Annotated in this window: 26 protein-coding genes; 8 read left to right on the top strand and 18 right to left on the bottom strand. The window is 59.1% G+C overall.

Annotated features, from left to right (window positions below; genetic code table 11):
* Positions 1–11 precede the first annotated feature (11 nt).
* From rsmA to metG, 4 genes are all read right to left on the bottom strand, one after another.
* Positions 12–926, bottom strand: coding sequence for a 16S rRNA (adenine(1518)-N(6)/adenine(1519)-N(6))-dimethyltransferase RsmA (gene rsmA / locus QP978_RS08110; RefSeq protein WP_284857044.1), 915 nt, complete (start codon positions 924–926; stop codon positions 12–14).
* A gap of 65 nt (positions 927–991) precedes the next feature.
* The gene (locus QP978_RS08105) at positions 992–2,131 is read right to left on the bottom strand and encodes a resuscitation-promoting factor (protein ID WP_049193061.1); all 1,140 of its coding nucleotides are present in this window, start codon (positions 2,129–2,131) and stop codon (positions 992–994) included.
* Positions 2,132–2,310: 179 nt separating this feature from the next.
* Positions 2,311–3,135, bottom strand: coding sequence for a TatD family hydrolase (locus tag QP978_RS08100; protein WP_049171274.1), 825 nt, complete (start codon positions 3,133–3,135; stop codon positions 2,311–2,313).
* 15 nt (positions 3,136–3,150) lie between these two features.
* Positions 3,151–4,977 carry a methionine--tRNA ligase gene (gene metG, locus QP978_RS08095; protein WP_284857043.1) on the bottom strand — a complete coding sequence of 609 codons (1,827 nt, stop codon included), beginning with the start codon at positions 4,975–4,977 and terminating at the stop codon, positions 3,151–3,153.
* A gap of 115 nt (positions 4,978–5,092) precedes the next feature.
* Between metG and QP978_RS08090 the strand changes: the two genes are divergently transcribed.
* The gene (locus tag QP978_RS08090; protein ID WP_284857042.1) at positions 5,093–6,358 is read left to right on the top strand and encodes an aminodeoxychorismate synthase component I; all 1,266 of its coding nucleotides are present in this window, start codon (positions 5,093–5,095) and stop codon (positions 6,356–6,358) included.
* Here the strand turns inward: QP978_RS08090 and QP978_RS08085 are convergent.
* On the bottom strand, positions 6,355–8,031 hold the full coding sequence (locus QP978_RS08085; RefSeq protein ID WP_049193060.1) for a BCCT family transporter: 1,677 nt from the start codon (positions 8,029–8,031) through the stop codon (positions 6,355–6,357). The genes QP978_RS08090 and QP978_RS08085 overlap by 4 nt on opposite strands.
* A gap of 158 nt (positions 8,032–8,189) precedes the next feature.
* Positions 8,190–9,101: a 16S rRNA (cytidine(1402)-2'-O)-methyltransferase gene (gene rsmI, locus QP978_RS08080; RefSeq protein ID WP_016423259.1), complete on the bottom strand. Its 912-nt coding sequence runs from the start codon at positions 9,099–9,101 to the stop codon at positions 8,190–8,192.
* 85 nt (positions 9,102–9,186) lie between these two features.
* Between rsmI and QP978_RS08075 the strand changes: the two genes are divergently transcribed.
* On the top strand, positions 9,187–10,683 hold the full coding sequence (locus QP978_RS08075) for a dolichyl-phosphate-mannose--protein mannosyltransferase (protein ID WP_373271113.1): 1,497 nt from the start codon (positions 9,187–9,189) through the stop codon (positions 10,681–10,683).
* Here the strand turns inward: QP978_RS08075 and QP978_RS08070 are convergent.
* From QP978_RS08070 to QP978_RS08045, 6 genes are all read right to left on the bottom strand, one after another.
* Positions 10,680–11,462: a zf-HC2 domain-containing protein gene (locus QP978_RS08070; protein ID WP_284857041.1), complete on the bottom strand. Its 783-nt coding sequence runs from the start codon at positions 11,460–11,462 to the stop codon at positions 10,680–10,682. The two genes, QP978_RS08075 and QP978_RS08070, sit on opposite strands and share 4 nt — an antisense overlap.
* A gap of 51 nt (positions 11,463–11,513) precedes the next feature.
* Complete coding sequence (locus QP978_RS08065; protein WP_038629133.1) at positions 11,514–11,918, bottom strand: DoxX family protein; 405 nt, start codon at positions 11,916–11,918, stop codon at positions 11,514–11,516.
* Positions 11,919–12,154: 236 nt separating this feature from the next.
* Positions 12,155–13,426, bottom strand: coding sequence for a divisome protein SepX/GlpR (sepX, locus tag QP978_RS08060; RefSeq protein ID WP_049189706.1), 1,272 nt, complete (start codon positions 13,424–13,426; stop codon positions 12,155–12,157).
* Between the two features lie 173 nt (positions 13,427–13,599).
* Positions 13,600–14,232 (bottom strand): GNAT family N-acetyltransferase, encoded by a 633-nt coding sequence (locus tag QP978_RS08055; RefSeq protein ID WP_048733595.1) that lies wholly within the window; start codon positions 14,230–14,232, stop codon positions 13,600–13,602.
* Positions 14,233–14,262: 30 nt separating this feature from the next.
* Positions 14,263–15,534, bottom strand: coding sequence for a molybdotransferase-like divisome protein Glp (gene glp / locus QP978_RS08050; RefSeq protein ID WP_005511382.1), 1,272 nt, complete (start codon positions 15,532–15,534; stop codon positions 14,263–14,265).
* Positions 15,535–15,614: 80 nt separating this feature from the next.
* Positions 15,615–16,589, bottom strand: a complete 975-nt coding sequence (locus tag QP978_RS08045) for a UTP--glucose-1-phosphate uridylyltransferase (protein WP_187404803.1) — start codon at positions 16,587–16,589, stop codon at positions 15,615–15,617.
* Positions 16,590–16,721: 132 nt separating this feature from the next.
* Here QP978_RS08045 and QP978_RS08040 point away from each other — a divergent pair, with 132 nt between their 5' ends.
* From QP978_RS08040 to mscL, 3 genes are all read left to right on the top strand, one after another.
* Positions 16,722–17,396, top strand: coding sequence for a 5-formyltetrahydrofolate cyclo-ligase (locus tag QP978_RS08040; protein WP_284857040.1), 675 nt, complete (start codon positions 16,722–16,724; stop codon positions 17,394–17,396).
* Between the two features lie 105 nt (positions 17,397–17,501).
* A complete protein-coding gene (locus QP978_RS08035) occupies positions 17,502–18,047 on the top strand; it encodes an SAF domain-containing protein (RefSeq protein ID WP_284857039.1) in 546 nt (181 codons plus the stop codon).
* Positions 18,048–18,300: 253 nt separating this feature from the next.
* Positions 18,301–18,717, top strand: coding sequence for a large-conductance mechanosensitive channel protein MscL (mscL, locus tag QP978_RS08030; RefSeq protein ID WP_016423268.1), 417 nt, complete (start codon positions 18,301–18,303; stop codon positions 18,715–18,717).
* A gap of 281 nt (positions 18,718–18,998) precedes the next feature.
* Here the strand turns inward: mscL and QP978_RS08025 are convergent, their stop codons facing one another.
* The 6 genes from QP978_RS08025 to QP978_RS08000 all read right to left on the bottom strand — a co-directional run bounded on the left by QP978_RS08025 (position 18,999) and on the right by QP978_RS08000 (position 24,071).
* Entirely contained in the window at positions 18,999–19,568 is a 570-nt protein-coding gene (locus tag QP978_RS08025; RefSeq protein ID WP_126108175.1) for a MogA/MoaB family molybdenum cofactor biosynthesis protein, read from the bottom strand.
* 72 nt (positions 19,569–19,640) lie between these two features.
* Positions 19,641–20,960: a S1C family serine protease gene (locus QP978_RS08020; RefSeq protein WP_284857038.1), complete on the bottom strand. Its 1,320-nt coding sequence runs from the start codon at positions 20,958–20,960 to the stop codon at positions 19,641–19,643.
* 158 nt (positions 20,961–21,118) lie between these two features.
* Positions 21,119–22,675 carry a sensor histidine kinase gene (locus QP978_RS08015; RefSeq protein ID WP_016423272.1) on the bottom strand — a complete coding sequence of 519 codons (1,557 nt, stop codon included), beginning with the start codon at positions 22,673–22,675 and terminating at the stop codon, positions 21,119–21,121.
* Positions 22,675–23,367 carry a response regulator transcription factor gene (locus tag QP978_RS08010; RefSeq protein ID WP_005511429.1) on the bottom strand — a complete coding sequence of 231 codons (693 nt, stop codon included), beginning with the start codon at positions 23,365–23,367 and terminating at the stop codon, positions 22,675–22,677. Before QP978_RS08010 ends, QP978_RS08015 begins: the two co-directional genes overlap by 1 nt.
* Before the next feature lie 242 nt (positions 23,368–23,609).
* Positions 23,610–23,783 carry a 50S ribosomal protein L32 gene (gene rpmF / locus QP978_RS08005; protein WP_005511439.1) on the bottom strand — a complete coding sequence of 58 codons (174 nt, stop codon included), beginning with the start codon at positions 23,781–23,783 and terminating at the stop codon, positions 23,610–23,612.
* 21 nt (positions 23,784–23,804) lie between these two features.
* Positions 23,805–24,071 (bottom strand): type B 50S ribosomal protein L31, encoded by a 267-nt coding sequence (locus QP978_RS08000; protein ID WP_005511390.1) that lies wholly within the window; start codon positions 24,069–24,071, stop codon positions 23,805–23,807.
* Positions 24,072–24,527: 456 nt separating this feature from the next.
* Between QP978_RS08000 and rpmB the strand changes: the two genes are divergently transcribed.
* The 3 genes from rpmB to rpsN are packed head-to-tail and all read left to right on the top strand — an operon-like array spanning position 24,528 to position 25,241.
* Positions 24,528–24,764, top strand: a complete 237-nt coding sequence (gene rpmB, locus QP978_RS07995; RefSeq protein ID WP_016423274.1) for a 50S ribosomal protein L28 — start codon at positions 24,528–24,530, stop codon at positions 24,762–24,764.
* A gap of 3 nt (positions 24,765–24,767) precedes the next feature.
* A complete protein-coding gene (gene rpmG / locus QP978_RS07990; RefSeq protein WP_005511413.1) occupies positions 24,768–24,932 on the top strand; it encodes a 50S ribosomal protein L33 in 165 nt (54 codons plus the stop codon).
* 3 nt (positions 24,933–24,935) lie between these two features.
* On the top strand, positions 24,936–25,241 hold the full coding sequence (gene rpsN / locus QP978_RS07985; protein WP_005511414.1) for a 30S ribosomal protein S14: 306 nt from the start codon (positions 24,936–24,938) through the stop codon (positions 25,239–25,241).
* The last annotated feature ends 5 nt before the right edge of the window (positions 25,242–25,246 follow it).

The raw sequence follows: 25,246 nt of genomic DNA, 5'->3' as shown, positions 1-25,246 counted from the left end.
CCTGTCCTTTATTAAAAGCGCTGGTCTCGTGAGACCTCAGCGAGACGAACGAAATCGGCAATTTCAAGCTTCTCTCCTCGCTGCTTGGGGTCAATCCCCGCTGCCATAAGCGCCTCTTCGGCTGCGGCACCAGATCCGTAAATCCCCGATAGGGCCGCCCGGAGGGTCTTGCGGCGTTGCGCAAAAGCAGCGTCGATAAGCGGGAAAAGGCGCGCGCGGAATTGCGGCGAGATTTCCCACGGGGCCTCGGGGGCATCGGCGGTCTTGGAGTTCTCTGGAGCGTCGGAGCGAGCGTAGCAGTCAATGCGAACGAGCCCGGAATCAACCTTGGGGACCGGCCAGAAGACGTGCGGACCAATGGCACCGGCGCGACGCACTGTGCCGTAGTAGGCGGCCTTGACACTGGGGACACCGTAGATCTTGGAGCCCGGCTGAGCCGCCAGCCGGTCAGCGACCTCAGACTGCACCATCACGAGCACGCGACGGATGGTGGGCAGCTCGGCAAGCATGTGCAGCAGCACCGGTACAGAAACGTTGTATGGCAGATTGGCCACCAGCGCATCTGGGGCAGTCTGAAAGTCCTCGCGGCTGACCTTCAGCGCATCTTTCTCAATGAGCTCAAGTGCGCAGCCCTCGGCGCGCTCAGTGACTGTCTGGGGCAGACGCGCCGCCAGCCGCGAATCGATTTCAACAGCCGCCGCGCGGCCGCAGTGTTCGAGCAGCCCGAGGGTCAGCGAGCCCAAGCCGGGGCCAACCTCAACAGGGTAGTAATCCTCCGGCAAGTCCGCCGCAGCGACAATTCGACGCACGGTGTTGGCGTCGTGGACGAAGTTCTGCCCCAATTTCTTCGTCGGGACAATATCCAACTGCGCCGCCAAGTCGCGTACTTCGACCGGCCCCAAGAAAGAAACTTCTGCTTTAGTCACAGTTAGATACTACGGGGTCAACACAAAAAATAGGCTTAGCTCGTTATGGCTAGACGGAACTAGCTTTAACGAAGCCCCATGGAAGCGGTACAAGCGGGCCATGCGCCCCAACCCTGACCAGCCTGGACACGCTCAGCGACAGCAATCTGCTGCTCGCGGGAAGCCTGCGATGCACGCGGTGCATACTCAGTACCGCCGTAAGCTGCCCAAGTGGAATCGGTGAACTGCAGACCACCGGAGAAACCGTTACCGGTATCGATAGCCCAGTCGCCGCCGGACTCACACTGAGCCAGCTGATCCCACACACCGTAGCCAGCGGCCGGAGCTGCAATGCGAGACTTAGTGCCCTGGCGAATAGTGGAGATACCCGGAGCCTTTAGCTCCTTTTCTTCCAGGACCTCGCGTCCGAGCTCTTCACCATCGCGAGAGGTGACCTTGACCTGACGCTCTACCTGGCCCGGTTCACCTTCCTGCTCAACGATGCGCTCATCTTCGAACATCGAATCATCTTCAATGATGTTCTCGTGAGCTGGAATCTCCTCAGTCTCGGTGATGGTCTTATCAATCAGACGAGACAGAGCGATGCGCATCCCCTCGGTGACCGGAGCATCCAGACCCGGCTCGACGGTGTCATCTTCACGCAGTTCAATGCCACGCTGAGCCAGCACATCTCCGACGGTCATAGCCGGGACGGTCAGGTCGATGTCCTTGGCATCGTCGTGAAGCACAATATTCTTGGCACGAACGACGTCGAGTTCGACTCCCTTAGCGGAAATCTCGCCCTTTTCGACCTCGACCTTGTCCTTATCGGAGATGAGCCCCTGCTTCTTCAGACCTTCAATCAGCTCATCGGTAGTGATGGCATTGGTCTTGTGCTCCTGCGGCTTGCCATCGACAATCATCGTGACTGGCTTGGCAGAGCGGTAGACCAGCTTGCCGCCGTCCGTGAGATCGCCCTGACGCTGAACCAGGTCGCCACCGGTGGTTTCGACACCAGCCTTCTGCAGAATGGCCTTGTCATCCTTGGACCAGGTTGCGATTTGCTCAACCTTACCGTCGATTTCGACGGTGATGGTGTCATAGTTGGATGCTGCGACAGTACCACCCAGAGCAACAGCAGCGACCAGACCGCCTGCGGCAATCTTGGACGAAGTGGAGACTCCGTCATTAGCACGATTGAGATGACGCTTCTTCGCAGCACTCACGGGGTTCGTCACAGCCTTTCGGAGGATGGGGCAGCTAGCAAATGAAAGAAATACAGTTTGTAACAGTACGGTAAAGATTCAGTGTTGTCTAAAATATATCGATAAAAGTGACGGGAAATACAACAAACCGCCCCGGCTGCATTTCCACAGCTCAGGGGCGGCAATACGCCAGCACGTGCTTAAATGCCGTACACCCGACGTGCATTATCCGTCAAAATCTGTGCCATCTCCTCCGCCCCGATTTCTCGGGCTGCGGCCATCGCACGCGCCTGATGACCGATAAAAGTGGACTCGTTGCGCGCACCTCGGAAAGGCTCCGCGGTCATGTACGGGGCATCGGTTTCCACCAGCAGCTGCTCCGCCGGCGCCTCAGCCACAGCCTGCCGCAGGTAATCATTGCGTTTGAAGGTCACGTTGCCGGTAAAACTCAGCAGGTAACCGCGTGCAATGGCTTCGCGGGCAACCTCGATGGGCGAAGAGAAACAGTGCAAAATGACCGTATTGTCGTAGCCGTCCAACGCCGCCATCAGGTCTTCATCGGCGTCGCGGTTATGAATCATCAACGGCTTGCCGACGGTTGCTGCGAGCTCCATATGCCACTGCAACGCAGCCAGCTGTTCGCTCTTCGACGCGCAGCCGTCGAGGGAATCCAGCCAGTACCAATCCAATCCCGTCTCCCCCACGGCCACAACCCTGGGGTCGGCAGCCATTTCGGTTAAGCGGGCCTTGGCGTCGTCGTCAAGCTCGTGCGCGCGCGTCGGATGGATGGCGGCGGCGGCCCAGACGTTGGGGTGCGCGTGCGCAGCGGCAAAGGCCAGTTCGGTTTCCGGCATGCCATCGCCGACCGTGCAGACTCCGACGACGCCCGCTGCGGCGGCCCGGTCCATGAGCGCCGCAATCTCTTCCGGAGTTTGCGCCCCACAGGACGCGAGATGCGTGTGGGCGTCAAACAGCGGAGTGAGATACTCCGCGGGTTCTGCAATCTTGCGTTTGCGCTTTCCCATACCTCTACTGAGCCCCTACTTCACCTGTGCCCACTCGGGGCCGTGCTCAGCCAACTCAGCGTCGAGCTTGGTGAAAATCGGCTTCGGCTTGGCCAGCGCCGTACCCGGCTCAATGTCGAAGCGACGCCAGGCGGCCTTCTGATTGACGTAGTCACCGGTGATGATTGGGTAGCTCCTGCCCTCTGCCGGCAGGTCAGCGCCGACCGGTTCGACCGGCATGTCGTCCTGGACTTCCTGCACTTCCGGCATTGCGGCCCAGATGCCCTCGCCGCCCAGGGTCTCGAAGACCTTCTGTGCACTTTCCGGCAGGTACGGGGTCAGCAGCACATTGGCATCGCTGACTACCTGCAGTGCTGTCCACAGCACGGTGGCCAGGCGCTCGCGCTGAGACTCATCCTTGGCTAGCTTCCACGGCTCCTGCGCAGCAATGTAGGCGTTGGCCTCTCCGACCAGGTGCATTGCGGCAGTGATACCAGCGCGGAAGCGGGACAGTGCGAGTGCGTCGCCGACCTCGGCGAAGGAGCGCTCAGCCAAATCGAGCAGTTCACGGTCAGCGTCAGTGAGTTCGCCTGGAGTTGGCACCTCACCGAAGTTCTTGAAAGCCATGGACACGGTGCGGTTGACCAGGTTGCCCCAGGAGTTGGCCAGCTCGTTATTCACGCGGCGGACGAACTCATCCCAGGTGAAGTCGGTGTCCTGGTTCTCCGGGCCTGCCATCGCGATGAAGTAGCGCAGCGGATCCGGACCAAACTCCGCCAGGAAGTCCTTCACATAGATGACAACGCCCTTGGAAGAGGAGAACTTCGAGCCCGACATGGTCAGGTACTCCGAGGAGACGACCTCCGTCGGCAGGTTCAACTCACCGAGCTCCCCGACCTCGCCCCCGCGGGAGCCCTCGCCACGGTAGCCCAGCAGCTCAGCCGGCCAAATCTGGGAGTGGAAGGTGATGTTGTCCTTGCCCATGAAATAGTAGGACAGCGCCTCCGGGTCATTCCACCACTTGCGCCACGCTTCCGGAGCACCAATGCGCCAGGCCCACTCGATGGAAGCGGATAGGTACCCGACGACGGCGTCGAACCAAACGTAGAGTTTCTTCGTCCCGTTTTCCGACCAGCCCTCCAGCGGAATCGGCACACCCCAGTCAATATCACGGCTCATTGCACGCGGACGGATGTCCTTCAGGATGTTCAGGGAGAACTTCAGCACGTTCGGGCGCCAGTCCTTGCGCTCCTGCAGCCACTCGGTCAAGGCCTCTGCCAGAGCCGGCAGGTCTAGCAGGAAGTGCTCAGTTTCAACGAACTTCGGGGTCTCGCCGTTGATTTTCGACACCGGATCAATCAGATCGGCCGGGTCAAGCTGGTTACCGCAGTTGTCACACTGGTCGCCGCGGGCACCGGAAGCGCCACAAATTGGGCAGGTACCTTCGATGTAACGGTCCGGCAGCGTGCGACCGGTCGACGGGGAAATCGCACCCATCGTGGTCTGCTTGACCATATAGCCGTTTTCGTAGAGTCCCCGGAAGAGCTCCTGGACAACGGCGTAGTGATTGCGCGTGGTGGTGCGCGTAAACAGGTCGTAGGAAAGCCCCAGACCCGCGAGGTCCTGCACAATCTGGCGGTTGTAACGGTCGGCCAATTCCTGGACAGAAACGCCTTCCTTCTCCGCCTGCACAAGCAGTGGCGTGCCATGCTCATCAGTACCGGAGACCATCAGCACGTCATTGCCAATCATTCGCTGGTAGCGAGCGAAAACGTCCGAGGGGACACCGAAACCTGCAACATGGCCGATATGTCGCGGACCGTTAGCGTACGGCCACGCAACTGCTGTGAAAATGCGAGACATATTTAACAGGGTAATAGATGACCTACCATCACGATGAACTGTGCCCTCATGAAGTCTTCCAAGAACTGTCCCCTAGCGTCATCGCGCGCTCGCGCAGTCACTACGCTTATGTCCTATGTCCACTCGGTCCACCTCCTCCGACTCGGCCGCTGACTTCACTTCGCGCGCGACCACTGCGCTAGCTCGTCTTATCGCCGCCGGTCATCGCCCCGCCGCACTCGTCGGCTCCTGGTTCGGTTATCGCGCGGTTCTCGCCGCTAACGTCGAGCTCACCGCCTGCGATTCGACAGCGCTTTTCACCAGCCCCGACCCCAATGCGTGGCTATTTGGGTTCCGCCCCTACTCCGGCACCAGCGCGCATGGGATCGCTGCCTGCGTCGCATTGCTTGCCGACGACGGCACGTGGCATTTCGACGGCCCCGGCACCGATGACCCCTCAAATCCGGATTTCCAAGCCCTTCAGGAGACCATCAAATACTCGCACGAAAACACGCGTGACGACGCGCTCCCCGCGGCCACACCACTGGAGTGGGATCAGGGCGACCGAGAACGCCACCAGCTTGCAGTGGAGAACTGTAAGGAAGCAATTGCCGCGGGCGAGGTGTACCAAACCTGCATCTCTACACGCTTTCACGCGGAGCTGAATGCGGGATCGGGCACGAACGTCGATGTGGACAATGCTGCACTAGCCCACGCCGGCGCGTGGTTTTCCTCCCGCGTGGCGCGGTATCAGCCGGCTCGAGCGGCATTCTTGCCCGGCAACCTCGATGCTGGAATTCCAATTCTGGCCTCGCTGAGTCCTGAGGAGTTCCTCATCCGCGCTGGCACAAGCGTGACTGAAACTCCTATCAAAGGCACGATTCCCGCTGACCGGCCACCGCATGAGCTGTTGCGCAGCGATAAGGATGTCGCCGAGAACATCATGATTGTCGACCTGGTGCGCCACGACCTCGGCCAGGTGGCCAAAACTGGCACTGTGAAGGTCACGGATCTGCTCAGTGTGCGTCCGGCACCGGGCGTGTGGCACCTGTTTTCCACAGTTTCCGCGGAACTTCCCGATCAGCTCAGCCACGCTGAGCTGATCGATGCCTGCTTCCCACCGGCCTCAGTCACCGGTACACCGAAGCTGCGAGCAATTGAGCTTCTGCGCGAGTGGGAACCCGAGCCCCGTGGCGCTCACTGTGGCGCGATTGGTGCGGCCCACGGGGATGCACTTGAGCTCAATGTCGCCATTCGTACCGCTGAGTATGCAAAAGACCCGAACTCGGGGAGAGTTCGGGTCGAAGCTGGCATCGGCGGTGGCATCACCATCGGGTCTACGCCCGAGGGCGAATGGGCCGAGATTGAGGCCAAGGCCGCACCGCTGCTGTTGGAAAGCTAGTTGCGCAATTTACGAGCACGGCGGCGTTCGCGCTGTTCGGCCGCTTCCGCCAAGCGGCGCTCGCGAGCCATGCGCAGGGCAAACTGACGCTGTTCCTTGTCATCGAGGTACATCGGATCGTCGGAAAGCCCCTTAACCAGCGCCACCATCAGCGCCAAGATAACAATGACGAACGGGCTTGCCGCCAAAATGGTGATGTTCTGCAGGTTGGACAGGGCATCGCTGCCGCCGGTGACCAATAGGACAATCGCAATCAGAGCGGTGAAAATACCCCACATAGCAGTGACCGTGCGCGATGCTGTGAGTCGACCGAACTGGCTCATGGTGCCCATCACCGTGGAGGCGGAGTCCGCCGAGGTAATGAAGAAGGTAGCCAGCAGAACCATTGCGATGACGGAAGTAATCGCGCCACCCGGCAGGGATTCCAGCAGGTTGAACAGCTGGCTCTCAGCCGAGCCGTCGCCATAGATGGAAGCACCCTGCTGCTCACGAGTAATGGCGGTGCCGCCAAAGATGGAGAACCATACGGCAGAGACAATCGACGGAACTGCGACGACGGTGAAGACGAACTCACGGATAGTACGGCCGCGAGAAATACGTGCGATGAACATACCGACAAACGGCGACCATGAGATCCACCAGGCCCAGTAGAAAATTGTCCAGGAAGAGAGCCATTCACCGGCGGTGCCGTCAGCGGAAGCACTGGAGCGGGAGGCCATCTCAAAGAAGGAATCCAGGTAGCTGCCAATAGAGGTCGGAATCAGGTTCAGAATCACCACGGTAGGGCCGAGGACCAACACCAGCAGAGCCAGCAGACCTGCGGCAACCATGTTGAAGTTCGAGATGTACTGAATTCCCTTGCCCACGCCCGACAGTGCAGAGACCAAGAAGGCACAGCCCAGAACGAGAATAAGACCAATCCACAAAGGTGCGCCCTTGATGGCGTTGAACCCGTTGATTTCCAAACCGGCGGAAATCTGAAGTACGCCCACACCGAGAGAGGCTGCCGTACCGAAGACGGTGGCAAAAATCGCAAGCGCGTCGATAAGCTTGCCCAACCGCCCCTCAGCGCGACGCGCGCCGATGAGCGGGATGAACGCCGCCGAAATCAGCTGCTTTCGGCCGAGGCGGTAGGTCGAGTAAGCAATTGCGAGACCGACGATGGCGTAGAGCGACCACGGGTGCAGAGTCCAGTGGAACATCGTCGAAGCCATGGCGGTACCGACTTCCTTCGGCTGGTGGCCCGGCACGCCATCGCGATAGAAGGTCAGCGGCTCAGCGACACCGTAGAACATCAGACCGATGCCCATACCGGCGGCGAACATCATCGCAATCCAGCTAGGCGTGGAAAACTCTGGTTTCTCGTTGTCCTTGCCCAAGCGGATGTGACCGAACTTGGAAATCGCGATGGACACAATGAAGAAGACAAAGACGGTACTGGCCAAGATAAACAGCCAGCCGATGTTCTCCACGACCCAGTTCAGAGAGCTAGATGCAAACGTCGAGAAACTATCCGGCCACGCCAGGCCCCAGACGATGATTGCCAGAATTGCGACAACGGCGGGGATGGTAACCCCGAGGTTCACGGGAGCGTGAGAATCGTCGGCCCTGACTTCGCCGACGACTGACTCCCCTACTTCTTGTTGTATTTCATGCTCTGGTGGATTCGTCATTCCTCCACCATGTCCACCATTGACCTGGGATTTCAACTTAGAATGCGGGTTTTCTCAGGTTTTCTTCATTTTTCCCAGCTTGCAAAAACTGCCAATAATGGCGTTTACCCTGTTCACTGTCGTGCGCTGGGCATTTCCTGGCACAAAGTAACAATCGCCTAACGATTTTCCTCGCGAGCAGCCAAAACCGCCTGATAGAGATCACGGTGCTTTGTCATTCCAGCCTCCGCCGCAGCCTGCTTCGCGGCATCCTTCAACCGCATGCCATCAGCCACGAGCTCCTCCACGCGGTCAACTAGGTCCTCCGTGGATACCTCCGTCGCCTGCTGCCCCGCGCCCTCAATCACCACCGTAATTTCTCCGCGGACACCTTCTTCCGCCCACGCAGCCAGCTCTCCCAGCGTCGCGCGGCGAGTCTCTTCAAAGCGCTTGGTCAACTCACGGCTTACCGACGCGCGCCGCTCCTCACCTAAAATCTCCGCGGCATCCGCCAACGTGGCAGCCAATCGATGCGGCGACTCAAAGAAACAACAGGCTCGCTTCTCTGTCTTCAGTGATTCCAACCAGGCCCGGCGCGCCCCCTGTTTACGAGGTGCAAAGCCATCGAAGCAGAAGTGGCCGACACCCAAGCCGCTGAGAGCCAATGCGGTAGTCACCGCGCTCGGTCCCGGTACGCAGGACACCGGCACACCCGCGTCGTGAGCAGCCGCCACCACAGCCAGGCCGGGGTCTGACACCACCGGCATCCCCGCATCGGTCACCACAATGACTTTCTGTCCCGCCTTCGCCGCCTGAATCAGCGACTCAGTGCGGCTCTCTTCGTTGTGATCGAAGTTCGAAACAAACTTCCCCTTGGGGGAAATGCCCAGCGCTGTGGCTAGGTTGCGCGCCCGCCTGGTGTCTTCCGCGGCGATGATATCGGCGTCGATAAGCGCACCGCGCAAGCGGTCGGAGGCATCGGCTATATTGCCCAGCGGCGTTGCCACCAGAGTGATGCCGGGAGCCAGCGTCGTAGCCTCGCTGAGGGGCTCGTTCTCGTGCGGTTGGAAGTTCGATGCCGAATGCGTCATGATTCCATAGCTTAAACTGACATTCGTGACCGATGCCGCTTTAACCCCACCACCGGAAACCGAGCGCCGCGCGAAAAAACGTTTCCTGCGCCCGATTCCCCCGGTTCCCCCGCTGCCGCCACTGCGGCGGTGGGACAAATGGGATACCGCCACTTTTGTGGTTCTCGGAATCGTCGCAGCGCTAACGCGTTTCATCGGGCTTGCTGCCAAGACCGACAATGGCACCCCGCTCTTCGACGAAAAGCACTATGTGCCACAGGCCTGGCAGATTCTGGAGTCCACGCGCGACCCCATCTCATCTGGCATTGAGGACAATCCCGGCTACGGTCTGATTGTGCATCCGCCAGTGGCCAAGCAGGTCATCGCCTTGGGCGAGTGGATCTTCGGTTATTCACCAATGGGCTGGCGATTTATGTCGGCGGTGTGTGGCACGCTGGTCATCCTGCTGCTCATGGACATCGTCCGACGCATCTCTCGCGGCTCGCGGTTGGCGGTGGGTATTGCTGGTCTCTACGCGCTTGCCGACGGAGTGCTGTTTGTCTCCTCTCGGGTCGGCATGCTGGACATGATTCAGACCTTCTTCATCATCGCGGCCGCGTGGGCACTTCTCATTGACCAGGCCGATGCCCGCAAGCGCCTGGAATCCGCCACGGAGCTAGGTAGTTTCGGCCCCTATCTCAGTTATCGCTGGTGGCGACTGCTCGCCGGCATCATGCTGGGGCTTGCCACCGGGGTGAAGTGGTCCGGTCTGTACTACATGGCCGCATTCGGCCTGTGGTCCGTCTTCACGGATCTGGTGTCACGCAAGAATGCCGGTGCGGACAAGCCCGTGCTCGGCGCGCTCGCCCGCGATACCGCCCCGGCGTTGCGTGATCTGGTGGTGGTTCCGCTGGGCGTTTACTTCTTAAGTTGGCGTTCCTGGTTCGCCGAAGAAACGTCGGTCTATCGCCATGTCTCGCCCGAAGAGCGCGATACGGGACTCCCCGGCACCGAATGGCTTCCCGAGGCCGTGCAGAACTACCTGCACTACCAAAACAGCGTGCTGAAGTTCCACGCCGAGCTGACCACCTCTAATGGCCACAAACACCCTTGGGAGTCCAAGCCCTGGGAGTGGCTGGTCAGCTGGCGGCCAATGCTCTACTACTCCACCGAAACCAACTGCAGTGGTGGCCAGGAGTGCAAGGGCTGGATGATGCTCTTTGGCACCCCGCCCATCTGGTGGTTGCTGGTCCCCGTGGTCCTGTGGGCCACATGGCGCTGGCTCGGCCGCCGCGACGGCCGCTACGCGCTGCCAGTCATCGGGTTCCTCGCCTCGTGGCTGCCGTGGGTCATCGGCTACGACCGTCAGATGTACTTCTTCTACGCCACCGCGCTGATTCCATTTGTACTCATCGCCTTTGCTCTGCTTGCCGACGATCTCTCACACTGGCGGCCCCGCGATAAGCCGGTGGGGTTGGTAATCGTTGGCACGCACGCCGCACTAGTGGTGGCCGCGTTTGTGTTCTGGCTGCCGATTTTGACCGGCTACCCGCTGCCTCTCAACCACTTTGAATGGCGGTTCTGGTTGCCGTCCTGGAGCTAGTCCCGCTGTGGCGGCACGCCTGTGACCGGCAACCCGGAGGCAGCCCGCCATGCCTGTGCGATTGCCGTCGGCGTATAACCGCCCAGCCACACAACGGCCAGCGTCAAAGCGGAGACAAACATCAAGGCCAGGCCAGCGATCTCTGATGCTCCCTGAGCACCGATGAGAATGTCACGAATACCAAAACCGATGCTGAACGTGGCGACGGCACCGTAGACCGGCGCCATGCCCATGGCAGCGCGTGGCCGCCAGGCAGCCCAGAACAATCCCACTGCCAACGCAAGCCGAATTGCCGCGAGTTGGATGGCAAGGCGTGCTCCGAGCTCCATTGGGTCAACAGTGGCAGTGGAACCGTCGATAGGCGCTCCCGTGCTTGTTGCGATTCCTGCACCGTCCTGCGGCTGCGCCAAGGAAAGTCCGAGCGTCATCATGCCGGAGGCGTCGACCAGTGTCGCAATCCCCCAGACCGCCCAGCAAAGGCCCAGCGCAATGAGCACCCCGCGGGCGGTGCCGGCCATGAGCAGCCATGCGCGCTCACGCCGCCGGCGCTCCGGTTCGATGGAGACCAAAATGCGCTCCGAGAGATCATCCGTGGAAATCTCCGGCATACCATCGGCAGGCCCAACCGTAAGGGCGCGGTTCAGCCGCACCGCTCGCTCGTACCAAGCTCGGCACTCCTCGCAGGCCCCAAGATGGGCATCGATGACTTCATCGGCAATGCTTGCCTGCTCGCCATCGAGGCGAGCTGACAATGCTGCGCGAATTTCCTCGCACTCCACGGGGAATCTCCACCGCCTTTAACTCTTAAGGGGGTTGTACCTAATGAGGTCTTACCTGATGAACTGCCTGTCCAAACTGAAACGGCCAGCCCCGAAAACGAAAATCATCACCAGACCACCGATGAGCGACATCACAAGCTCCGCACCGTTGTCGCGGATAAACAGGCCATTGCCCAAGTGCATCGACCACCAGGCACCAATCATCTCAATGATGAAGACCATCGCCACCGTCGGTGCCAAGAGTCCCAGAATCAGCAACGCGCCACCGACCAGTTCGACTAGAGCGACAACCCAGACCGTCAAGTGCGCCTGCGGGATATTCGCGGCGACAAAGTAACCGGTCGTCTTGTCGATACCGGTGATAAAAATCTTGTCCCAGCCATGGCAGATGAAGATAATTCCGAGTATCAGGCGGAGAATCACGAGCGCGATATCGCGCATTACCGGTCGATCCATGAGGGACATGCTACCCGACGGCACGGTCAAAACACGGTAGCACTGCGGCTGCGAGAGGCCAGCGACTTAAACATGCAAAAAGGCTTCTCCCAACCCCTCGGGAGAAGCCTTCCGCCAAACACACCCGGTGTGTCATGTCTTAGGTAGTGACATCGTAACAGGCCGAGTTTCTAACAAAAAATCGCGCTGACGTGCTCAGACAACTTTAAGGTTGTTCTACGGCTCAGTTCACAGGACTAGCTCACACGAGCCTGTGGCATTTCGTCATAATCGTCGTCATCAAAGCGGTGGTCAGTGTAGGCCAGATCTGCGAAATCCGGGTCCTCATCATCAAGCTCGACCACTACCGCGCCCGGACGGCGCAGTCGCTGTGGAATTCCCAGCTCATCATCCTCGCGGTTACGCACGCCGAGGCGGGCCATCTTCATCCGGCGAATTCGGCGAGCTCGCAGTTCCTGCTCTGCACGCACGGTGCGGCGCAGGTTGACCAGATACAGGGTCATCAAGCCGACACCGACCAGTGGAATCCACCAGGTCCAACCACCGGCGAAAGCAGCGATGATGACCGTGACCGCGATGAACGCTGCCAGCCCAGCAACCGAACGGCGGCGGCGGGCAAAGCGAGTCTCAGCGTACTGAGCATCCGAAATCGGATCGAACCCACCACGACCACGGCGCTTCTCAGCGAACGCGTAATCATCTTCGGTCAAGATGTCATCGACAGCAACTGCGTCATCGTTGGACTCGACACTGTGGTCGCTGTCGTCCTCGACGGTCTCGTCGGGTTCCGCCTGCTCGTCTACGGTGTCTGCTGCCTCTTCAGTCTCAGAGAGAGCCTCAGCGTCCGCGTGCTCAGCGTCAGCCGCGGCACCGGAATCAGCGTCAGATTCAACGGCATCTTCGAACATCAAGTCATCGGCGTCGACAAACTGACGGCGAACGTCAACGCTCACATCGGAAGAGGACTCATCTGCACGAACCACGTCACCTTCGGCGGAGGCAACGGCGGAGTCAGATTCAGCATCCTCGTCATTAACGACAGCCTGCAGCGACTGGTCTGCAGACTCATCATCGGACACGTCCATGTCAGAGCGGTCAGAAGACTCAGCAGTGGCTTCCTCGGTAGCGGAATCATCCGCCTGCGGGGTCTCCTCCTCTGCATCTGCCGCTTCCAGCTCGTAGACGATATCGCCGTCAACGACGGCCGGGTCGGCCGCCTCGTCCACGGTGTCGTCGATAAGCACGTCGCTGACATCGAAGTCATCGTCGACCTGCGCGTCAACGGTTTCGAGAGAATCGTCGACTTCTTCGGCCACGCGCACGTCCGACTCCTTAAAAGACGGACGGCGGCGCGTCGTGGCCAACTCCTCGCCACCACGATGCAGCACGCGGGTCTTACCTAGCGCATCGGAGGTACGACGAATCGGCTTGCGCGTATTGACCACCAGCGGGGCAAGCACAAACAGCCACAGTACAACGATGAGTATCAGCAACAGTGAAGTTGACATATTTTGTGTCTCCTTGCGATTTCGCCCGGGGTTTCGCCGTCTCTCCCCGGCCCAAATACGCCACCCACATGCCCTTCCACAGAGGCATTTGCGAAGGCAGTCAGCGTATCTAGAGCGAATTCGCCCAATAGTAGAGTTGTCATCACCCTATCGGCGTGTGTTACTCAGACTACTCAGGCGCGCCGTTGCGGTGGGTATTTCTCCGCCTCTTCATATTGCGCGCGACCACTCGCCACGATGAGGTCCACTGCACTGTCCTCCCCCACCCGCGCATAGGTCAGATGATCGCGCCACGCGCCATCCATATGGAAGGCTTCCCGCGCCACGCCTTCGTACTCGAACCCACAGTTTTCCAGCACGCGTATCGACGGGACATTGCTGTCCAACACAGTCGCTTCAATTCGGTGGACACCAACTCTCTTGGCATAATCCGACGCCAACGCCACTGCCGCAGTGGCGACCCCTCCACATGTAAAGCCGCTGCCGACCCAGTAGCCAATCCATGCGTGAGCGACGGGGAAAGGCGTAATACCGCCGAGTGTGAGCATGCCGGCGAACTGGCCGTCTACCTCAATGGTGGAGACAATCATGTCTCCCGCAGCCTCTGAACGACGCCAACTGCGCAGGTTACGGCGGAAAACAGAAGCCCTGTGGGCGTTATCCCAGTCGTCCTCGAGGGTTGGCTCCACGGGGCGCAAAATGGGCTCGTCGCGCAGCCGCAGTGCCCGCCATGCAGAGGCATCAGAGCGCTCTGGCACACGCAGGCGGACTCGGCCGCCACTGGTTACTAGACGAGAAGTACGCACAGCAACAATACTCGCGGTAGTGGAGTGAGGTTAGGCCTGGCGCGCCATGAACAGCACGTCAACTACATCTCCCGGACGCACGTGCAGCACGTCTTCCGGAATCACGATGAGGCTGTTGGCTTCCGACATACCGGCCAAAAGGTGGGCTTGCGCACCGCCGGAACCTCCCAGCGGCTGCACCATGTATTCGCCGGTCTCGCGGTCGCGCATGAGCTGGCCACGGATGTAGCCACGGCGCTTCTCCGCCGACTCGATCGGGCCGACAGCACGAGCGGTGACAGCGCGGCGGCGGGGATTGCGCTTCCCCAACGCCAGTCGGATGAGGGGACGAACCATGACCTCAAAAACGACCAATGCGCCGACCGGATTCGACGGCAGGAGGAACGTTGGAATCTTGTCATCTCCCAGCAGACCAAAGCCCTGGACTGAACCAGGATGCATAGCGATGCGGGAAACATCAACCTCGCCCAATTCAGCCAGCACACGGCGAATCTGCTCACCCGCGGCACCGCCGACAGCCCCCGTGATGACCAAGAGCTCACTGCGAATGAGCTGGCCTTCGATGATTTCCCGGATGCGGCGGGGCTCACCGGTGGCAATACCCACTCGGTGTACCTCAGCCCCAGCATCGCGGCCGGCTGCAGCCAGCGCGTAGGAGTTGACGTCGTAGACCTGACCGAGCCCCGGTGTGCGGTCAACATCGACCAACTCATTACCAATGGAAATCACGGACATACGTGGCTTGGGGTGCACCAAAACCTTCGAACGCCCCACCGCTGCCAGCAATCCAACCTGTGACGGCGAAATCACCGAGTCCAAGGACACCGCCACGTCACCCGGCTGCACGTCGTCACCGACCTTGCGCACAAAGTCACCGGAGTAGACCGGATGGAGAACATTAACTCGACGGCCACCGCGGTCGGTCCAGTTTAGGGGCACGACGGCGTCGGCAAGCGATGGCAGCGGCGCACCAGTTTGTACGCGCACGGCCTGCTTCGGCTGTAGCCGCATCGGATGGTGAGATCCAGCTGTCACCTCACCGACAACAGGTAGCTCAACCTCGCGAAAATCAACATCACTCTGACGCGCATCCGGAGGTAAAGACCCAGATTCACCGACGATATCGACAGCGCGCACCGCATAACCATCGATCGCTGACTGCACGAATCCCGGTAACGGCTGCTCAGCGATGACATCCTCAGCGCACAGCATGCCGAGGGATTCCGAAATAGCAACGCGCACAGGATCAGGCATCACAGCGTGTGCGGTGATTGCCGCCAACTGTTCTTCCACAGAACGCATGTTTTACCTTCCTCGGCACCAACCCGCGGTGCGCTTTATGGCTATTCAGCTTCTCAGTACAAGCCTCTATAAAAAAGGCTTTAAGCCTGTTCATCCTGCGCCAGACGCTGCTGCATGTAGTCGCGCAGCCCCTCGCCGTAGTCCGGATGCCTGAGTCCAAAGTCTACGCAAGCGCGAATGAAGCCACCAGGATTTCCCAGGTCATGGCGGAACCCCTTGTGAACGACCACATGAACCGGATGCCCCTCTTGAATCAGCAGCTCAATTGCATCGGTGAGCTGGTACTCGCCGCCCTTGCCGCGCGGGATACGACGCAGCGCATCAAAGATGGCACGATCGAGCAAGTAACGTCCGACTGCAACGAAGTTGGATGGAGCATCCGCAGGGTCCGGCTTTTCCACCATGCCCTTGACTCGCTTCACATCGTCCCAGGCATCAGCGTCGGCTGCGTCTGCACCGAGCTCACCAGACTCCGCCGGGGTAGCGTCCTCGATATCGAAGACACCGTAGTTGTAGACCTCTTCGTGAGGAATTTCCAGCGCACACAGCACCGAACCACCAAAGCGCTTGCGCACTTCCGTCATGCGGTCCATTACGCCCACTGGGAGCACGAGATCGTCGGGAAGCATGACAGCAACGCTGTCCTCATCGTCTTCGAGCAGCGGCTCTGCGACCAACACCGCATGCCCCAGGCCCAGCGGTCGATCTTGAACAACGGATTCCACGCGAATGACCTCGGTGGCGCGGCGTACCTTCGCTGCAATCTTGTCCTTGCCACGCTCGGCGAGAGTCTGCTCAAGGTCCGGGCGCGGGTCGAAGTGCCCAAGCACGCCATCCTTACTCGGCGCTGTGACAATAGCCAGGCGTTGCGCACCAGTGGCGGCGGCCTCTTCAGCAATCATCTCGATGCCCGGCGTATCAACTACGGGCAGCAATTCTTTCGGCACTGTCTTGGTGGCAGGCAAGAATCGCGTACCCATGCCCGCGGCAGGAACGATGACAGTTCGAACCGGAGTAGTCATGTCCGAACCAGACTCTTTAGACGATGAGACCATAATGGCAACGATACCTATATAACTTCCATTTGCTCGGAGGCTGACCCCGCTTTTTCAACGCATTAATCAGAAATTTTCTCCTGCGCTGACGACAGCGGTCGCTCCCCTACCTGACAGAGTAGGTTTGCAGGTATGGCTCCGCTTCCCGAAACCACGTTTGATTTCAAAGCCCGCACACGGCACGAGGTACTCGCCGCACGCGCCGCCAAGGGGCAGCGTGAGCGCATGCTTGACGACGAAGCACTGGTACAGCGGTTGCAAGAATGGTTATCCAATACCGTCGGCGACCTCGCAAAACCCATCATTGCCGCCTATGTCCCCGCTGGCGACGAACCCGGCGCAAGCGTTTCTAGTTCGACTGGTGGTGAGCCCGGCCAGGGCTTTGTGGAAGCTCTGGCCAACGCGGTTCCCGGAGCACGAATTCTGCTTCCCGTCTGCCCGCCCGGTCCACCACAACCGCTGCACTGGGGTTACTACAACGGCAGCTTCCACAAGGGCCGATTTGGACTCTTAGAACCTGTTTCGGTGGAAGACTCTGCTGGCCCAGCTGAGCTGGGAGTTGCCGACGCCATTATCCTGCCGGCAGTTGCGGCCGACCTCGCAACCGGGATGCGGTTAGGGCGTGGCGCTGGTTACTACGATCGCAGCTTGGTTTTCGCTCGACGCGACGACGATACGGATGGAGCGAGAACTGCGGTCATCGCTGTTGCTGTTTTCGACACCGAATTGCGCACGGAGCTTGCCTACGATGAGCACGACATTCCTGCCGATTATGTGATCACGCCAGCGGGGATTTCACAGATTTAATGGAACCGATTCCGGGATTTTCGCGCCTAACTTAATATGAGCCCAAAATATTCGTCCCGGTTTCCGCGTCCATTCCGAAAGCTCCGCCCCACAACTATTCGGCGGATGGTTGCCCTCACTGTTTTCCTATGCGCAGTCGGCCTGGCGGCGGTGGAGTCATTGACACCCCGCAGCGGCCATATTCGGGTAGTGGTTAGCGCCAAATCCATTGCCGCTGGCGCATCGGTGGCAGAACAAGATGTGGCTTTCAAGGACATTCCCCGGGAGCTCGTTCCCGGTGGAGCCGTAACGGACATCGCCTCTGTGCGGGGACGCACCCTGGCCACCGGCATGTCACCGAGAGAGATAATTACAGAGCAGCGAATGGTCGGCCCGTCACTTGCGAAGTCGCTGACGGGGACGCCGGAAAGCAAAATTATTGCCATCACGTTGACTGATGCGGGCATTGTGTCCGCTCTTCGCACTGGTGACAGCGTGGATATTGTGTCGACAGCGGATGAGCGCGGGATGGCGGCGCCGCTTGCACACGGGGCAAGGGTGGTCAACATCGTCGACGATGAGGTGGTCTTGGTCGCTCTGCCCACCGGCGCCGCAGAGGTGGTGGCTGCGACGTCGCTAGCATCTCCGCTCACACTGTTACTCGCGGGTTAGTGACCAAAATCTCACTGATCCAAAGAATTTACGGCTCTGAACAGTGTTTTTTCGCAGAAAGTTGACTTGTCCCACAACTTAGTGCAGGGATACAATGGCCAGGCAATTCAAAACTACGATTAGAGCGAAGAAGAGTGGCACTGCCTGATATCGCACTGCCCCGTTTCTCAAAATCGTATGGGCCTGCCATGAGCAACACGATGACTCACAGGTCTCGTTTGGTTTGTTCCGTTTCTACAGAAGGAAATTTCCTATGCTTAAGGGCTTTAAAGAGTTCATCATGCGCGGCAACGTCATCGACCTGGCGGTCGGTGTTGTCATCGGTGCTGCGTTCACCGCAATCGTCACTGCTTTCACCGACAGCCTGCTCGAGCCGCTGCTGAACACCATCGGTGGCGCTGAGGTCACTGGCCTTGGCTTCGAAATCATCAGCGGCAACCCGTCGACCTACCTTGACTTCGCAGCTGTCATCACCGCAGTCATCAACTTCCTGCTGGTCGCAGCGGTTGTCTACTTCGTCATCGTTGCTCCGATGAACAAGTTCAACGCGATGCGTGAGGCTCGTCTGGAGACCTCCGCTGAACCGGAGGTCACCGAGGCTGACCTGCTGACTGAGATTCGTGACCTGCTGGCAGAGCAGAACGGCAAGCCGAAGACGGAGCTGAACTAGCCTCTAGCTGCTAGTTGCGAGCTTCCGATAAGAAGCTAACTAACGCTTTTTACACAGCGCTCATCCCCAATGGGGTGGGCGCTGTTTTGTCCAGTAGTCCGCATCAAAATCACGAGCATCCTCCGGGGATTCATCGTGATAGTGCACTGTGCGCGCAGTTTTCGCACTGCGTGACTGGGCAAAGTTTTTCGCCGGTGCACCTGCGCGACGACGTTGCCTACGGCTGCCACTGCGCGGCGCGGCTTGCTCAAGCTGATTGGGCTGCTTAGCGTCGCCCATTCCTAGACGCTCCAGCGGCAGAGATCGTCAAGCACATGTGAGACCAGCGGGAGAATTGTCGCCATGCCATCGCGCACTGCAGCGCGAGACTCCGCGAGATTGACAATCACTGTCTGACCGGACACGCCGGCCAAACCGCGGGACAGCCCCGCATCCAAGGCGCCAGCTCCCATACCGGAGTTACGAATAGCCTGCTCGATGCCCTGCAGTCGTACATCGAGAACCTTGCGAGTGGCATCCGGAGTCTTCGCACGAGGACCAACTCCAACACCGCCCACCGTGACGACCAAATCTGCGCCACCGACAACAGCGGTATCTAGAGCCTTCCGGATCTCACGCTTCACTGCACCAGTGCTGACCACGGCATCGACCGAGTAGCCGTCTTCTTCCAACAGCTCAACCATGAGCGAAGCCGCACCATCCGGGTTCTCGAAATGGTCGCCCACGAGGACAACGAACGCATTTCGGACCTGGCCGTCGTCGTTGATAAGACGCTCCATCTCAGCGAGGTTGACGTCACTTGGCTCAGTACTCACGGTTTCACTCATCTGCTCTATCTCGCTTTCTCCCACAGCTTTTCACTCGAAGTTTCACTCGAAAACTCTTCTACAGATGGTGAGATACTCACTCCACCACGCTGCCTATCAATCCTGGGCTTCTGCCAAGGTGACATCGACCGTTCGCTCGCTGCCGCCTCGCTCATCTGTAACTGTAAGTGTGACAGAATCCCCGATCCGATGCGACCGAATAGCCGCAATTAGTGCAACGCCGTTGTCAAGTGTGCGGTCATCAACCTTGGTAATCAGGTCACCATCTTTCAGCCCCGCTTTATCAGCTGGGCCACCTGGCGTTACCTCTCGCACCAGTGCACCACGTGCAATCGGACGCGAATCGATCTGGGCGCCAATGACAGGCATCCGCGCCTTGCCGGAATCGATCAGGTCTTCCGCTATGCGACGAGCCTGATTAACCGGAATTGCGAAACCAAGGCCAATGCTGCCCGCCTGTTCCGATGCCTCACTGTTAGAGGCAATCACGCTGGGCACACCGATGAGGTTGCCTTCCATGTCCACTAGCGCTCCGCCGGAGTTACCCGGATTAATCGCCGCATCGGTCTGGATTGCATCAATGACCGAGGACTGACCGTCTTCACCAGCGGCGGTCACCGGACGGTTCTTAGCGGAGACAATGCCCTGCGTAACAGTGGAGGTCAGTCCCAGTGGCGAACCAACGGCTACCACTTCCTGGCCAACCTGAACCTGCGAGGAGTTGCCCAGCGAGATTGGGCGCAGCCCGTTAACACCTTCAATTCGAATAACGGCAATATCCGTAGCCGCATCCCCTGCAACCAGAGTTGCCGGGTGCGTGGTGCCGTCGGAAAGCAGGACTTCCATATGTGCGTCCGGACCCGCGCCTGCGACGACGTGATTATTCGTCAGCACCAGACCGTCGGACGACAGAATGGAGCCTGACCCCGACGCCATGCCCCGCTCCGAGGCAGTGGTGATGGAGACGACACTGGGAAGGACCTTCTGCGCGACCTTCTCCACGGACCCCTCAGCTGCTGCTACCTGACGGGTTTCCGCAGGCTTATCCAGCGCGTTGTCCGCGGGGGCCGACGACTGCGAGTTGTGAACTACCCATGCGCCGACACCGCCACCGATACCGGCCGAGCACAGCATCAGGGCAGCGACTGCCAGCGCCCCCATGCCCTTAGCCCCCTGGGCACCCTTGGTCTTCTGCTGATTGGCCGCAACGTCCCACTCTGAACCGCCTCCGTAAGCGCCGTTCGGCTGAGACGGGATGGTGTTGTAGTGGGAATTCTCCCAGCCGCGCTCATTGACAGAAAACTGGTTTGTCTCACCAGCATCCCCAATGGCACGGTTCTCGCTGAAGTTGTGAGATTGCGAGGAGTAGTGTCCCCGCTCATCTCCTCGCGAGGAATCGTTGAAAGAGTTGCTCATACGTAATACCTTGCACTGTCTGTCTAACAATTGGCTGAGAGCAGTCTGCGGTCTCGCCGATAATTCCCCGAATGAAACACCGAATCCCCGCCACGCACTTCCTTAAAAGGCCGCGTGCAGCGGGGATTACATCAGCTTTGACGTGGGGTTATGCGTTTCTAGCTAGGCTCTTGAGCTGAATCGGAGTCGTCACCTTTTCCGCTGTGCGGACTGCCCGGCAGCGTTACTCGCATCAAGGCACCGCCATCATCGGACTCATCGGCAGTAATCGTACCCCCGTGGCGGACGATGACCGACTTCACAATGGCCAAGCCCAGGCCGGATCCAGGCATCGACCGCGACTGAATGGAACGGTAGAAACGCTCGAAGACCTTGTCTCGATCTTCCTTCGGGATACCTGGCCCCGAGTCCGCCACCGTGAATTCAGCAACAACCTCGCTGAGCGGCGTCAGACGAACCCGCACGGTGCCATTTTCTGGCGACCACTTTGCAGCATTGTCCATCAAGTTCAAAACTGCGCGACCAAGACCCGCCGAATCCCCGTAGACATACCACGGAGCTGTCTGCACATCGAAGGTAATATCCGGACGACGACGCTCAACACGCGCCAGCGACGTGGAAATGATTTCGTCGACATCGACATGCTCAATAACCTGTTGCGGGCCATCTTCGCGTGCCAGATCAACCAAGTCACCGACCAACGTCGACAACTCTTCCAGCTGTGCGATGACGTCAGCTTCCAGATCCGCGCGATCCTCATCCGAGATTGCCGCTCCCGAACGGGAGGCCATCATCAGCAGTTCAATATTTGTGCGTAACGACGTCAGCGGAGTCTTCAACTCATGACCAGCATCTGCAACCAGCTCCGCCTGCTTAATGCGCGACGCTTGAAGTGCAGCCAACATCTCATTGAAGCTGCGGGTAAAGCGCGCAAGCTCATCATCGCCCTCCACAGGGATTGGGCGCAGCTCGTCGGTTTCCGTCACTCGCTCCGCAGCAATGCGCAGCCGAGTGACCGGGCGCAGACCCGTTGTTGCCACCGTAATACCTGATCCGATTGCGAAGAGGATTCCGATAGCAGAGATACTCAGCAGCACTGCACTGAGCGCTTTCAAGACCGACTGCGTCGAGCTCAGATCCTGAGAAAGGATCAGCGTCGCACCGTCTTCGGAGCGGACGGCGTATACACGACGGCCGTTGTACTCATCGGTGCGAATCGATTCCTGTCGATTCCCCCGCAACACCGCAAGTTCGGGGCCACCAATAGAGATTGAGCCACCGCCTTTGCCCGCCACACTGCCGTGGGCAAAGTACACCGCGTCCAGATCGGGGTTCAGAATCCTGTTCGAGTCCGCTTCAAAGGAGGGGCCAATGGCAAACTCCGAAGCGTACGGTGACATCAGCAGCTTTTCCGCCTGGTTACGGAGGTTACTGTCCACCTCGCGGTATAGCGCTGCCTGCACAGTAAAAAAAGCAGCCAGCGTCATCAGCCCCACCGACATCGCCACAATGAGCGCTGTCAGAATAGTCAGCCGCCAACGCAGCGAAGGGATACGCGAGCTCCGCGGCAGGCCGGGAAGCGATTCCCCTGCCATCGTCTCAGTATTCGCGGACTTCTCTTGCTTACCGACGGTACCTTGCCCCGGATTGGCCTCCGTGGCAGAACGCTGATTTGATTGCACGCCACCGCCGGTCGAACGACGACGGCGCAACATCACGGTGCGGTCTCCCGCATCACATAACCGACACCACGAACGGTGTGAATCAGACGCGGCTCTCCCTCTGCCTCCGTCTTGCGCCGCAGGTAGCCAATGTAGACCTCCAGCGCATTGCCGGACGTCGGGAAGTCATAGCCCCAGACATCCTCCAAGATGGCGGTACGGGAGAGTACACGCCGCGGGTTGCTCATCAGCAATTCCAGCAGCGCAAATTCTGTACGAGTGAGGCTAATGCGGCGTTCACCGCGGAAGACCTCACGAGTTTCCGGGTCCAGGGAGAGATCCTCAAACTGCAGAGTTGCGGCATCCTCCATCGCAGGCACTTCCAAAGCAGAACGACGAAGTAGCGAACGGACACGAGCGAGCAGCTCTTCCAATGCGAACGGCTTGGGCAGGTAGTCATCTGCGCCGGCATCAAGACCAGCTACGCGTTCGGAGACCGAATCACGTGCAGTCAACATCATGACCGGCAGATCATCGCCTTCGCTGCGCAGCCGACGGCAAACATCCAGGCCGTCCAGCTTCGGCATCATGACATCCAAAATAGCCAAATCCGGACGATCCTTGGCAATCTTTTCCAAGGCCTCTGCGCCATCCTCGGCGAGCTCGACCGTGTAGCCATTAAAAGTCAACGATCGCCGCAACGCTTCGCGTACCGCTTGATCGTCATCAACTACCAAAATCTTCATACTGCCCATTGTGCCTTGAAAATATAAGGTGAGTGTAAATGTGACACAGATTCTTCGTGAGAGTGCTCCCATAAAACCTGGCCATAGAACTGAAAAACCTCACCCCATCGCCGAGTACAAGCGATGGAGTGAGGTTTAAAAAGCTCTTTATCAACTGTTCCTTACGCACTGAACGCACTCTGGGCACGCGAAGCGCTTCGCGGTTCAGCGAGGAACGTTGTCAGCATCCTAAAAGATGCGCGTTAGAACTTCTCGACGTCAACCAGGCCGAGCTGAACAGCCTTGGCGATGCGACGAGGAACGTTGTAGACGCGGCCGTTTACCTTGACTTCCTGGAGAGCGACGTTGTTGCTCTTCCACTGGGAACGGCGAGCGCGGGTGTTAGCACGCGACATGCGACGCTTTGGTACTGCCATTTTCTTATTCCCCTCCTATTCTTAGTTCTTCTTCGCGCGGCGAATGCGGTTACCGTAACGGCGCTGGAACTTCTCGACGCGACCAGCGGTGTCCATGACACGCTGAGCACCGGTCCAGAACGGGTGCGACTCGCTGGTGACGTCAACGACGATCAGCGGGTACTCGTTACCGTCTTCCCACTCGACAGTGCGGTCGGAGGTGGCGGTGGAACGGGTAAGGAAAGAGTGACCCGTGCCTGCGTCCTTGAAAACCACCGGGTGGTAATCAGGATGGATGTCCTTCTTCATTAATTCTCGTTTCCCTCAGGATTGAACTTCAGGTCGCTTTCCCCCAGCTAAGAGTGAGAGAATCGTGCCTGAGTTGGGTACGAACACGACTTACAATGACACGTACCGGGTCAATATTTCTATAAACCGGCATGTGACACTCGATGGAATATTACAGGCTCGAGCCCGAAAATTAAAAAAGGGCCCTGCACTAACGCCCGTCGACAAGCACGAACTCTATGACGACCCGCGAGAGTCGCGCCGAGAAAACCACAGTGGAACAGCGATTAGGTTATCCCGCAACTCGTGTGTAAACTGTTCTCTCGCTGTTGTCTAGTTATTCGTTTACGCGCTCAGCGTCGAGTGTCAGTGGGCAGCGCCCCGGAAAAGGCCAGGTGGATTCCTCGGTTATTCAATAGTCCGGCGTGGCGCACCAGTGATGTCGGCATTGGGCGGCAAGGAAGCAAAGGAATCCCTATGTCGGCGATTTGCCAGGTTACGGGACGCAAGCCGTCTTTCGGCAAGACCGTGTCCCACTCCCACCGGCGCACGTCGCGCCGTTGGAACCCCAACGTGCAGCGTAAGAAGTTCTACCTCGCCTCTGAGGGGCGTCACATCACTCTGAATGTGTCCCCGAAGGGTCTGAAGACCATCGACAAGTACGGTATCGAGGCTGTTGTTGCTCAGATTCGTGCACGTGGGGAGAAGATCTAAAAAATGGCACGTAATGACATTCGTCCAATCATCAAGCTGAAGTCCACTGCGGGCACCGGTTACACCTACGTGACCCGTAAGAACAAGCGCAATACCCCGGACCGTATCACCATTAAGAAGTACGATCCGGTTGTCCGCAAGCACGTCGAATTCCGCGAGGAGCGCTAATTCATGGCTAAGAAGTCCAAGATTGCCAAGAACGAGCAGCGCAAGGAAATCGTCGCTCGTTATGCAGAACGTCGCGCTGAACTGAAGCGCATCATCAAGTCCCCGCACTCCACTGACGAAGAGCGCATGGACGCACAGTACGAGCTGAACCGTCAGCCGCGTGACGCGTCCCCGATTCGCGTCCGCAACCGTGACGCTGCAGATGGTCGCCCACGCGGCTACCTCCGCAAGTTCGGTCTGTCCCGTGTCCGCGTTCGTGAGATGGCCCACCGTGGCGAACTCCCGGGCGTCCGTAAGTCCAGCTGGTAAGTCGA

Source organism: Corynebacterium sp. MSK035 (assembly GCF_030232615.1).
GTDB classification, from domain to species: domain Bacteria; phylum Actinomycetota; class Actinomycetes; order Mycobacteriales; family Mycobacteriaceae; genus Corynebacterium; species Corynebacterium jeikeium_D.
Note: the sequence above shows the minus strand (reverse complement) of the source record. Positions and strands in the feature narration are given on the sequence as shown.

Coding starts and splice junctions, on each gene's coding strand:
- QP978_RS08100 (WP_049171274.1), bottom strand. CDS start 3,135: ATGGGAAAGCGCAAACGCAAGATTGCAGAACCCGCGGAGTATCTCACT.
- metG (WP_284857043.1), bottom strand. CDS start 4,977: ATGTCTCGCATTTTCACAGCAGTTGCGTGGCCGTACGCTAACGGTCCG.
- QP978_RS08090 (WP_284857042.1), top strand. CDS start 5,093: ATGTCCACTCGGTCCACCTCCTCCGACTCGGCCGCTGACTTCACTTCG.
- QP978_RS08085 (WP_049193060.1), bottom strand. CDS start 8,031: ATGACGAATCCACCAGAGCATGAAATACAACAAGAAGTAGGGGAGTCA.
- rsmI (WP_016423259.1), bottom strand. CDS start 9,101: ATGACGCATTCGGCATCGAACTTCCAACCGCACGAGAACGAGCCCCTC.
- QP978_RS08065 (WP_038629133.1), bottom strand. CDS start 11,918: ATGGATCGACCGGTAATGCGCGATATCGCGCTCGTGATTCTCCGCCTG.
- sepX (WP_049189706.1), bottom strand. CDS start 13,426: ATGTCAACTTCACTGTTGCTGATACTCATCGTTGTACTGTGGCTGTTT.
- glp (WP_005511382.1), bottom strand. CDS start 15,534: ATGCGTTCTGTGGAAGAACAGTTGGCGGCAATCACCGCACACGCTGTG.
- QP978_RS08045 (WP_187404803.1), bottom strand. CDS start 16,589: ATGGTCTCATCGTCTAAAGAGTCTGGTTCGGACATGACTACTCCGGTT.
- QP978_RS08040 (WP_284857040.1), top strand. CDS start 16,722: ATGGCTCCGCTTCCCGAAACCACGTTTGATTTCAAAGCCCGCACACGG.
- QP978_RS08035 (WP_284857039.1), top strand. CDS start 17,502: ATGGTTGCCCTCACTGTTTTCCTATGCGCAGTCGGCCTGGCGGCGGTG.
- mscL (WP_016423268.1), top strand. CDS start 18,301: ATGCTTAAGGGCTTTAAAGAGTTCATCATGCGCGGCAACGTCATCGAC.
- QP978_RS08020 (WP_284857038.1), bottom strand. CDS start 20,960: ATGAGCAACTCTTTCAACGATTCCTCGCGAGGAGATGAGCGGGGACAC.
- QP978_RS08015 (WP_016423272.1), bottom strand. CDS start 22,675: ATGTTGCGCCGTCGTCGTTCGACCGGCGGTGGCGTGCAATCAAATCAG.
- QP978_RS08010 (WP_005511429.1), bottom strand. CDS start 23,367: ATGAAGATTTTGGTAGTTGATGACGATCAAGCGGTACGCGAAGCGTTG.
- rpmF (WP_005511439.1), bottom strand. CDS start 23,783: ATGGCAGTACCAAAGCGTCGCATGTCGCGTGCTAACACCCGCGCTCGC.
- QP978_RS08000 (WP_005511390.1), bottom strand. CDS start 24,071: ATGAAGAAGGACATCCATCCTGATTACCACCCGGTGGTTTTCAAGGAC.
- rpmB (WP_016423274.1), top strand. CDS start 24,528: ATGTCGGCGATTTGCCAGGTTACGGGACGCAAGCCGTCTTTCGGCAAG.
- rpmG (WP_005511413.1), top strand. CDS start 24,768: ATGGCACGTAATGACATTCGTCCAATCATCAAGCTGAAGTCCACTGCG.
- rpsN (WP_005511414.1), top strand. CDS start 24,936: ATGGCTAAGAAGTCCAAGATTGCCAAGAACGAGCAGCGCAAGGAAATC.